Consider the following 9605-nt stretch of genomic DNA (forward strand, 5'->3'; position numbering starts at 1 on the left):
ATGAGCGGCGTGGTGGCGGCCAGGGCGGCGGCTACCGCGGTCGTGATGACGACCGGCGCGGTGGTGGCGGCCAGGGTGGTGGCTACCGCGGCCGTGATGATGACCGTCGTGGTGGCGGCCAGGGCGGTGGCTTCCGTAGCCGTGAGGACGACCGGCGCGGAGGCGGCGGTGGGTACCGCGGTCGTGATGACGACCGTCCCCGTGGGGGCGGTGGCTACCGCGGTCGCGATGATGACCGGCGTGGTGGTGGCAGCCAGGGTGGTGGCTACCGCGGACGTGACGATGATCGCCGTGGTGGCGGTGGCTACCGGCGTGAGGGTGATGGCGAGCGCCGTTCCTTCCAGCGGGACGACCGCGGTCCGCGGCGTGATGACGAGCGGGGTGGCTTCCGGCGCGATGACCGGGGTCCGCGTCGTGATGACGACAGCCGTGGTGGGCGGCCGTATGGCCAGGGCGGTGACCGGCGCGGGGATGAGCGGCGTGGTGGCGGCCAGGGCGGCGGCTACCGCGGTCGTGATGACGACCGGCGCGGTGGTGGCGGCCAGGGTGGTGGCTACCGCGGCCGTGATGATGACCGTCGTGGTGGCGGCCAGGGCGGCGGCTTCCGTGGCCGGGACGATGACCGGCGCGGTGGTGGCGCTGCTGGCTTCCGCGGTCGCGATGATGACCGCCGCGGCGGCCAGGGCGGCGGCTACCGCGGTCGTGATGACGATCGTCGCGGTGGCGGCCAGGGCGGCGGCTTCCGTGGTCGCGATGACGACCGCCGTGGTGGCGGCGGTGGTGGCTACCGGGGCCGCGACGAGGACCGTCCCCGTGGCGGCGGTGGCTACCGCGGCCGGGACGATGACCGTCGCGGTGGCGGCGGCTATCGCGGTCGGGACGATGACCGTCGTGGTGGCGGTGGTTACCGCGGTCGTGATGACGACCGGCGTGGGCCGCGGCGTGACGGGGACTCCGGGCGGCCTGATCGCGAGCCGGTGAGGCGGCTGCCCATCCCGGATGATGTGACCGGGATGGAGGTCGACAAGTCGGTTCGGCAGGAGCTGAACAGTCTGCCCAAGACGCTTGCCGATGACGTCGCCCGTAACCTCGTCATGGTCGCGCGGCTGCTCGATGAGGACCCCGAGACCGCGTACGGACATGCCAAGGTCGCGCTGCGGCTGGCGTCCCGTGTCGGGGCGGTGCGGGAGGCGGCCGGCTTTGCCGCGTACGCGACCGGGCGGTATCAGGAGGCGCTGGCCGAATTCCGGGCCGCGCGACGGATGACCGGGGCGCAGCACCTGTGGCCGATCATGGCCGACTGCGAGCGCGGCATGGGGCGGCCCGAGCGGGCGATGGAGATGGCCGGCGCGGACGAGGTGCAGAAGCTCGACAAGGCGGGGCAGGTGGAGATGCGTATCGTCGCCGCCGGTGCCCGGCGTGACCTCGGGCAGCCCGATGCCGCCGTCGTCACCCTGCAGAGCCCTGAGCTGGCGTCGAACTCCGTGCAGCCCTGGACCGCCCGGCTGCGGTACGCCTACGCCGACGCGCTGCTCGAGGTGGGACGCGAGGCGGATGCGCGGGAGTGGTTCGCCAAGGCGCTGGAGGCCGATCACGACGGCGCCACGGATGCCTCCGACCGGCTCGCCGAGCTGGACGGGGTGGAGTTCACCGACGCGCTCGATGAGGACGCGGTCGATGACGATGTCCTTGGTGAGGGTTCGTACGGCGACGATGCCGATGGCCACCCGCAGCCGGAGCCGGTCAGCCCCGACGAGCTCGTGGACGCCGCCGACGACGACCTGCCCCTCGTGGAGGACGACGAGCGTCCCGTAGTCGTGGACGACGAGGCTCTCGTGGACGAGGAGCCGGTCGTGGATGACGACCGGCCGGTCGTCGTGGACGACCGTGAGGTCGAGGACGAGCGGCCCGCGGACGAGCCGCGTAACGACTGACGGCTCAGTCCAGCGCCAGCGATCGCAGCACCAGCCCGGTCGCCGGCTTCGGGCCGAAGGACGTGGACTTGCGCGGCATGGTGACGCCATGCCGCGCATGCTCCCGTACGACGTCCTCCGACACCGGGGCCATCAGCAGCGCCGTGCCGCCGATGTGCTCGGCCCGGGCCACCGCGGCCGCGGCGTCGTGGATGTGGCTGACCTGGTCGGGGCCGTCGTCCCGGATATCGCACAGCTCGCCGATGACGAGCTCGTCCGCGATGGCGGCGTCCAGGGGCAGGGGTTCTCCGGTGGCGTTGGGGCGGACGTGGCGCGCCACGTGCTCCGGGTCGACCTGGGTGATGAGGTGGTACGAGCCGTCGCCCGCCAGCAGGAAGGCCGGGCCGCGGGCTGCCGCCGAGTCGAGTTCCGTCAGGGCGTCCGACAGGGGGCCCGGCAGCGTACGGACCTCGGCGAAGCTGCCGCGCGCGGCGCGCAGCACCTCCTCGGCCCGGTGCTCGTGGATGAGCCGGTGGATGGCCTTGACCTCGAGCGGGTAGCGGGCCGTGTCCACCAGCAGCACCAGGCCGTAGTCCCAGGGGCCGGGGGCATCGGGCCGCTCGTCCCGTAGCCGCAGATAGGTCGCCCAGCGGTGGTGGCCGTCCGCGATCATGGACTGCCGGCCCGCCAGATCCTTCTGGATCGTCGCCAGCTCCGCCGGTTCCGTGACGCACCACAGGCGGTGGGCGAAGCCGTCCTCGGTGGTCGTCGACAGCAGCGGCGGGCGCTGGGCCACCTGCTCGATCAGCGCCGTCGCGCCGGTGGCGCGGCCGTCGGTGCGGTACGCCAGGAGCAGCGGTTCCAGGTTCGCCGCCGTTGCCCGCATGACGTCGGCGCGTTCGGCGACGATGTGTTCCATCACGCCCTCGTGCGGCAGCACCACGCCCTCCTCGGGGGCGGACAGCCGGAGGGCGCCGATGACGCCGCGCTGCAGCAGCTCGCCGCGGCGCTGCTCGTACACGTACAGCGCGGGCCGTGGGTCCGGGACCAGCACGCCCGCCTCCTGCCAGTCGTGCAGCATCCGCGCCGCGGCCGCCGGGGTCGGCGGGAGGATCAGGCGGACGATGTTGTGCGGATCGGCCTGTTCCAGGTGGTCCTGACCGTCCGGACGCACCACCACGTCGTACGGTGGCGAGGTCACCGCCGCCAGGCTGCGCACCCGCGCCGGGGCGTAGCGGAGGCCGGTGAACGGCTGCAGGTCGAGGCCGGAAGAATGCTGCATGCACCGGATCGTAAGCCGTGTGCCGCAGCCCAGGAGCAGCGAGGAGCGTCAGCGCGTGAGGCAGACCGTCAGGACCCGGCCATCCGGCAGCGAGCGGCCGCTCAGCGATGCGTACGACACGGCGCTGCTCGATCTCGACGGGGTCGTGTATGCGGGGGGTGAGGCCATCGCGCATGCCGTGGAGTCGCTGGGGACGGCGCGGTTCGGCGGGATGCGGCTGGCTTACGTCACGAACAACGCGGCCCGTACGCCGGGGACGGTGGCCGAGCATCTGACCGAGCTTGGGGTGCCGGCCGATGCGGCGGATGTGATCACCTCGGCGCAGGCGGTGGCGCGGCTGATCGCGGAGCAGGTGCCGGCCGGGGCGCGGGTGCTCGTGATCGGGGGTGAGGGGCTGCGGGTGGCGCTGCGGGAGCGTGGGCTGGTGCCGGTCGAGTCGGCGGATGACGCGCCGGCGGCGGTCGTGCAGGGGTATGGCGGGCCGTCGCTGCAGTGGGGGCGGTTTGCCGAGGCGTCGTATGCGGTGGCGCGCGGGGTGCCGTGGTTCGCGTCGAATACGGATCTGACGATTCCGAGCGGTCGGGGGATCGCGCCCGGGAATGGTGCGGCGGTGGAGGTCGTACGGATCGCCGCCGGCGCGGCGGGTGCGGACGGGCCGCAGGTCGCGGGGAAGCCGCTGCCGCCGATGCACCGGGAGACGATTCTGCGGACGGGGGCGGAGCGGCCGCTGGTGGTGGGGGATCGGCTGGATACGGATATCGAGGGGGCGTTCAACGGTGGGGTCGACTCGCTGCTGGTGCTCACCGGGGTGACTGATGGGGCGCAGCTGGTGGCGGCGTCGCCGCAGCATCGGCCTACCTATGTGGACGCTGATCTGCGGGGGCTGCTGACGGGGCAGCCCGAGGTGACGGCGGACGGGGAGTGCGGCGGATGGCGGGCTCGCGCGGATGCCTCGCGGGGGGTGCTTGAGCTCGAGGGGGAGGGGCACGCGGTGGACGGTCTGCGGGCGCTGTGCGCTGCCGCTTGGGCTTTTGCCGGTGAGGGCGGCTGCGAGCTGGACTCCGGGAAGGCGCTTGCCCGGCTTGGGCTGTAGGGGGCTTGGGTTACGCCGCCTCGCCCTTCTCCAGCAGCTGGGTCTCCGACGTTCCCCGGCGCCAATAGCCGCTGAAGGTGACCCGCTTGCGGTCGATGCCGCGCTCGCGGACCAGGTGGCGGCGGATGGCCTTCACCGTCGCGGACTCTCCGGCGATCCACGCGTAGGGCGTGCCCTCCGGGAGCGACGCCGCGGCGATCTCCTCCGGAGTGGGGCGGGAGACGCCTCGTACCTGCCAGACGATCTCCGCGTCGGGTGACGGCGTCGGCAGACCCTGGATGTCGGCCGGTTCTGCCACGTCGATCCAGGCGCGGACCGGGAGGCCGGCCGGGAGGGTCTCCAGGATGCTCGCGATCGCCGGCAGGGCGGATTCGTCGCCGGCAAGCAGGACCCAGTCGGTGTCGGACGGCGGGCGGTAGTCGTACGCCACGTTGTCCGCGGTCGCCGGGGCCAGAGCCGCCAGCCGGTCGCCGGGGGCGGCGGCCAGCGCCCAGCGGGAGGCCGGGCCCTCGTCGCCGTGGACCGCGAAGTCGACCGTCAGCTCGTCGGTGGACAGGGCGCGGATCGTGTACGTGCGCATGATGCCGCGGACCGCCGGGTCGAGGGCCTGGTACGCCCCGTACCAGTCCGAGCCGTCGTCGTCCGGCATCACCGGCGCGTCCTGGCCGGGGTGCGGGAAGAAGAGCTTCAGGCGCTGGTCGCGGCCCGCCGAGGCCATGGACGGGAGCTCGGGGCCGCCCATGACGATGCGGATCATCGTGGGGGAGCGGCGTTCGGCGCGCAGCACCTCGAGGTCGAAGAAGCGGAAGGGGGTGGCGGTGGCGGGCGTGGCGCTGGTGGTCGTCATGCGCGTACCTTCTTCGCGTCCTGGAGGGCTGTGGCGAGCTGCTCGATGAGGGGGGCGTAGCCGGCGTGGCTGGGCGGGGCCTCGTTCTGCCAGGGGATGACCTGGCCGGCCTTGACGGCGGGGAGGTCGCGCCAGGTGGGCTTGGACTTCTTCAGCTGGTCGGGCTGGAGGTTGCCGGTGCGGCGGTCGACGATGATCAGGTCGGCGTCGTAGCGGTCGAGGCTCTCCCAGCTCGCGGACTCCCAGTAGCCGCCCTTGTCGCGCTTGCGGGGAGTCACGAAGTCGACGCCCAGCGACGCGTAGTAGCGCAGGTCGAAGAAGTCCTCGGCGAAGCCGGCGTAGAGCAGGTCGGGGGTGGCCGAGACGGCCAGCACCTTCAGGCCGCGGCGGGCCTTGGCGGCCTGGCGCACCGATTCGGCCGCGGCCTCGAAACGGGCCTTGGCCTTGGTGACCTTTTCCGCCTTCAGGTCGGCGCCGAGGGACTCCGCGAGCGCGGCGTAGCGCTGGATGGAGGTGGTCAAGGTGGTCTTGCCGGTGCGGATGCCGACCGTGGGGGCCAGCGATTCGATCTTCTTCGCGCTGTCGTCGGGGACGTACCAGAGGGCCGGGGCAATGATCATGTTCGTGACGAGGAGGTCGGGCTCGAGGGCCGCGTACTTCTCGACGTTGAACTGGCCGTGGGCATTGCCGAGGCTGGTCAGTTTGTCGACAGGGAGATTGGCCGCCTGGACGTCGGGCTTGCCGTTCGGCTGCTTCGTCGGGCCGAAGACGCCCGTGCACTCGATGCCGAAGTCGTGCAATGCCGCGGCGGCGCCGACGTAGGCGACGATCCGCTTCGGGGTCCCCGACGCCTTGGCGGTTCTGCCGCGGTCGTCCTTGAACGACCAGGCGCCGCCGCCCTTGCCGGAGGTCTTGCCGCCCTCGTCGTCGCCGCAGGCCGCGAGCAGTGCGCCGAGGCCGAGGGCGCCGCCGGCGGCCAGGAAGCCGCGGCGGGATCGGGCGGCAGAAGGCATGGATGTGGCGCCTGACATGGGAGTCCCTCTCGATCCGCAGGTGCAGGTTAGGCTAACCTAACCCCTGTGTTGGTCGACAGTCCCCCACGGGAGAGCGAAGCAGCCGCCCCCGACGAGCCCCCATCGCGCCGCCGCACCTCAGCGCGCGCCGCGGGCCTGCTGCTGTCCGTAGCCCTTCTCGCAGTGATCGTGGTGGCGTCCATAGCCGTCGGCGCGAAGCAGATACCCGTCGGCGACGTCTGGCACGGCCTGTTCGACAACACGGGCACCGACAACGACGTCGTCATCCGCGACCTGCGGCTGCCGCGCACCATCCTCGGCCTGCTGGTCGGCGCCGCCCTCGGTCTCGCCGGCGCCGTGATGCAGGCGCTGACCCGTAATCCCCTCGCCGAGCCCGGCGTCCTCGGCATCAACGCCGGCGCCGCCGCCGCGGTCGTCTCCGCGATCAGCTTCCTCGGCATCAACTCGCTCACCGGCTACGTGTGGTTCTCCTTCATCGGAGCCGCCGCCGTCATGGTCGTCGTCTACGCCCTCGGCGGCAGCCGCAGCGCCACGCCGGTCCGCCTCGCCCTCGCCGGCAGCGCGGCCTCCGCGGCCCTGCTCGGATACGTACGGGCCGTCGAGCTCTTCGACACCGCCGCGCTCGACAAGATGCGCTTCTGGACGGTCGGCTCGCTGGCGGCGGCCAATATGAACACCGTCAAGCAGGTGCTCCCGTTCATCGCCGTCGGCATCGTCCTGGCGCTGCTGCTCGCCCGCCCGCTGAACGCGATGGCCCTCGGCGACGACTCCGCCCGCGCCCTCGGCGCCCACCTCGGCCGCACCCGCGCGCTGGCCATGATCGCCGCCACGCTGCTGTGCGGCGCCGCGGTCGCCGCCTGCGGGCCGATCGTCTTCGTCGGCCTGATGGTGCCGCACATGGTGCGCGCCGTCACCGGGCCCGACCTGCGCTGGATCCTGCCGTACACGGCGGTGCTGTCGCCGGTGCTGCTGCTCGGCGCGGACGTCGTCGGCCGGGTCGTGACGCGGCCCGCGGAGCTGCAGGTCGGCATCGTGACCGCGGTGATCGGCGGGCCGGTGTTCATTTATCTCGTACGGCGACGGAAGCTGGCGCAGCTGTGAAGACCCTGACCAAGGCGCGGCCGGCCGCCCCGGCCCGTAGCGGAAAGCCCGCTCGCGCACTGCGCACCGCCGGCGGCCTCTCGCTGCGCCTCGACGTCCGCGCACTCGTCGTCACGGCGGCGCTCTTCCTGCTGGCCTGTACGGCCGGGGTGCTGCTGATCGGCAGCGGCGACTTCGACATCGCCGTCGCGGACGTCGTCAAGACGCTCTTCGGCGGCGGGACGACCGCGCAGGAATTCATCGTCAACGAACTGCGGCTGCCGCGCGTGCTGGTCGGCCTGCTGGTCGGCGCGGCGCTCGGGATCGCCGGCGCGGTCTTCCAGACCGTCACCCGCAATCCGCTCGGCAGCCCCGACATGCTCGGCTTCAGCCATGGCGCCACGGCCGGCGCGCTCCTTGCCATCGTGGTGCTGCACGGCGGCCCCATGGAGACGGCGGCGGGTGCCCTCATCGGCGCCGTCGTCACCGGCGTCGCGGTCTACACGCTCGCCTGGAAGCGCGGCGTGCACGGTTACCGCCTCGTCCTGATCGGCATCGGCGGCTCCGCGGTCCTGGTCGCCGTCAACGGCTATCTGCTGACCAAGGCCCAGATCGCCGACGCCGCCCGCGCCGTCCTGTGGATGACCGGCTCGCTCAACGGCCGCGACTGGGCCCAGGTCTGGCCGCTGCTGGCCGTCTGTGCCGTACTCATCCCGCTGACCGTCGGATACGGGCGGCAGCTGCGGATGCTGGAGATGGGCGACGACACGGCGTACGCGCTGGGCATCGGCGCCGAGCGGGTGCGGCTGGTGACGCTGGTCGCCGCGACGCTGCTGGTGGCGGTGGCCACCGCGGCCGCGGGCCCGGTCGCCTTCGTGGCGCTCACCGCCCCGCAGCTCGCCCGCCGTCTGACCCGGGCTCCAGGGCCCAATCTGCTTCCGTCCGCCTGCATGGGCGCGGTGATCCTCCTCGTCGCCGACTGGAGCTCGCAGCGGCTCTTCGGCGCCGACCAGCTGCCCGTCGGCGTGCTCACCGGCATGCTGGGCGGCGTTTACCTGCTGTGGCTGCTCGCCGCCGAGCGCAAGGCGGGCCGGATATGAACGACCTCAGGAGTGCACACGTGTCCCGTCTCGCAGCCGAGAACGTCACCCTCGCCTACGACCAGCGGGTCGTCACGGAAGGCCTGTCGGTGGCGATACCCGACCAGTCCTTCACGGTGATCGTCGGCCCCAACGCCTGCGGCAAGTCGACGCTGCTGCGGGCCCTGTCCCGGATGCTGAAGCCGTCGACCGGGTCCGTAACGCTCGACGGCACGGCGATCGGCTCGATGCCGGCGAAGAAGGTGGCGCGGACGCTGGGGCTGCTGCCGCAGTCGTCGATCGCTCCGGACGGCATCACGGTGGCCGACCTGGTGGCGCGAGGGCGCTATCCCCACCAGGGGCTGCTGCGGCAGTGGTCGCGCGACGACGAGCGAATTGTCGAGGAATCGATGGCGGCGACCGGCGTCGGCGAGCTGGCCGATCGATATGTCGACGAATTGTCCGGTGGTCAGCGGCAGCGCGTCTGGATCGCGATGGCGCTGGCGCAGCAGACGCCGCTGCTGCTGCTCGACGAGCCGACGACGTATCTGGACATCCAGCACCAGATCGAGGTCCTCGACCTGTGCGCGGAGCTGCACGAGGAGCAGGGGCGCACGCTGGTCGCGGTGCTGCACGACCTGAATCACGCGGCCCGCTACGCCACGCACCTGATCGCCATGCGGGAGGGCGATGTCGTGGCGGAGGGCGCGCCGGGTGACATCGTCAACGCGGAGCTGGTGGAGGAGGTCTTCGGGCTGCGCTGCCAGGTGATCCCCGATCCGGAGACCGGCACGCCGCTGGTGGTGCCGGCGGCGCGCAAGGCGCGCACGCGGGAGTCGGTCACAGCAGGGATCTGAGCCGCAGCAGATCCATCACGCCCGCCTCGAGCCTGACCCGCCCCTGCCCCCACGCCTTGGCGAAGTTGAGCTCACCCTCGACCAGCGCGACGAGGTCGTCGCTGGACATGGCGAGGCGGATCTGGGCGCGCTCTGCGGGGGCGCCGGGAGCGGAGACCAGGTCCTGGATACGGCCGTCGCGCAGCCGTCCGGTGAAGGTCGTATCCAGATCGGTGATGTGGCAGCTCAGCGACCGGTCCAGGCTCGCGGCCTTCTTCACATCACCGCCGGCACCGCCCATGTTCTCGGAAAGCCGGTCGAGCGCCTTGCGGCACTCTTCGATCGTTTTCATCCCGTACGACGCTACCGGAGGTGGGGCGGGGGGCTTGGTATCGGATGGTGACGGTGGCGCCGCCGGGGTGCCTTGGGGTGCGGTGCGGG

Annotated in this window: 9 protein-coding genes and 1 pseudogene; 5 read left to right on the forward strand and 5 right to left on the reverse strand. The window is 72.4% G+C overall.

Annotated elements, in window-relative coordinates; all coding sequences use genetic code 11:
* Positions 1-1142, reverse strand: a pseudogene (locus G5C51_RS43435) (hypothetical protein); the annotation flags it as partial.
* On the opposite strand from G5C51_RS43435, the gene G5C51_RS36185 reads away from it, so the two are divergent.
* Positions 1053-1934, forward strand: a complete 882-nt coding sequence (locus G5C51_RS36185) for a tetratricopeptide repeat protein (RefSeq protein WP_240930167.1) — start codon at positions 1053-1055, stop codon at positions 1932-1934. The pseudogene G5C51_RS43435 and the gene G5C51_RS36185 sit on opposite strands and share 90 nt — an antisense overlap.
* A 4-nt stretch (positions 1935-1938) precedes the next feature.
* On the opposite strand, the gene G5C51_RS36190 is transcribed toward G5C51_RS36185, so the two are convergent.
* Complete coding sequence (locus tag G5C51_RS36190) at positions 1939-3195, reverse strand: DUF1015 family protein (protein ID WP_165244137.1); 1257 nt, start codon at positions 3193-3195, stop codon at positions 1939-1941.
* A gap of 55 nt (positions 3196-3250) precedes the next feature.
* Between G5C51_RS36190 and G5C51_RS36195 the strand changes: the two genes are divergently transcribed.
* Positions 3251-4288, forward strand: a complete 1038-nt coding sequence (locus G5C51_RS36195; protein WP_165244139.1) for an HAD hydrolase-like protein — start codon at positions 3251-3253, stop codon at positions 4286-4288.
* Between the two features lie 10 nt (positions 4289-4298).
* Here G5C51_RS36195 and G5C51_RS36200 read toward each other — a convergent pair whose 3' ends face one another.
* Positions 4299-5135 carry a siderophore-interacting protein gene (locus G5C51_RS36200; protein ID WP_165244141.1) on the reverse strand — a complete coding sequence of 279 codons (837 nt, stop codon included), beginning with the start codon at positions 5133-5135 and terminating at the stop codon, positions 4299-4301.
* The gene (locus G5C51_RS36205) at positions 5132-6148 is read right to left on the reverse strand and encodes an ABC transporter substrate-binding protein (protein ID WP_240930166.1); all 1017 of its coding nucleotides are present in this window, start codon (positions 6146-6148) and stop codon (positions 5132-5134) included. Before G5C51_RS36205 ends, G5C51_RS36200 begins: the two co-directional genes overlap by 4 nt.
* 69 nt (positions 6149-6217) lie before the next feature.
* Between G5C51_RS36205 and G5C51_RS36210 the strand changes: the two genes are divergently transcribed.
* Genes G5C51_RS36210 through G5C51_RS36220 form a run of 3 tightly spaced genes read left to right on the forward strand, consistent with a single transcriptional unit; the run spans position 6218 to position 9185 of the window.
* Positions 6218-7270, forward strand: a complete 1053-nt coding sequence (locus G5C51_RS36210; protein ID WP_165244151.1) for a FecCD family ABC transporter permease — start codon at positions 6218-6220, stop codon at positions 7268-7270.
* Positions 7267-8349 carry an iron chelate uptake ABC transporter family permease subunit gene (locus tag G5C51_RS36215; RefSeq protein ID WP_165244145.1) on the forward strand — a complete coding sequence of 361 codons (1083 nt, stop codon included), beginning with the start codon at positions 7267-7269 and terminating at the stop codon, positions 8347-8349. Before G5C51_RS36210 ends, G5C51_RS36215 begins: the two co-directional genes overlap by 4 nt.
* Before the next feature lie 20 nt (positions 8350-8369).
* On the forward strand, positions 8370-9185 hold the full coding sequence (locus G5C51_RS36220) for an ABC transporter ATP-binding protein (RefSeq protein ID WP_165244147.1): 816 nt from the start codon (positions 8370-8372) through the stop codon (positions 9183-9185).
* On the opposite strand, the gene G5C51_RS36225 is transcribed toward G5C51_RS36220, so the two are convergent.
* A complete protein-coding gene (locus G5C51_RS36225; protein ID WP_165244149.1) occupies positions 9169-9516 on the reverse strand; it encodes an SCP2 sterol-binding domain-containing protein in 348 nt (115 codons plus the stop codon). The genes G5C51_RS36220 and G5C51_RS36225 overlap by 17 nt on opposite strands.
* Between the last annotated feature and the right edge of the window lie 89 nt (positions 9517-9605).

The sequence above is a fragment of the Streptomyces coryli genome (assembly GCF_011044975.1).
Classification (GTDB): Bacteria; Actinomycetota; Actinomycetes; order Streptomycetales; family Streptomycetaceae; genus Streptomyces; species Streptomyces coryli.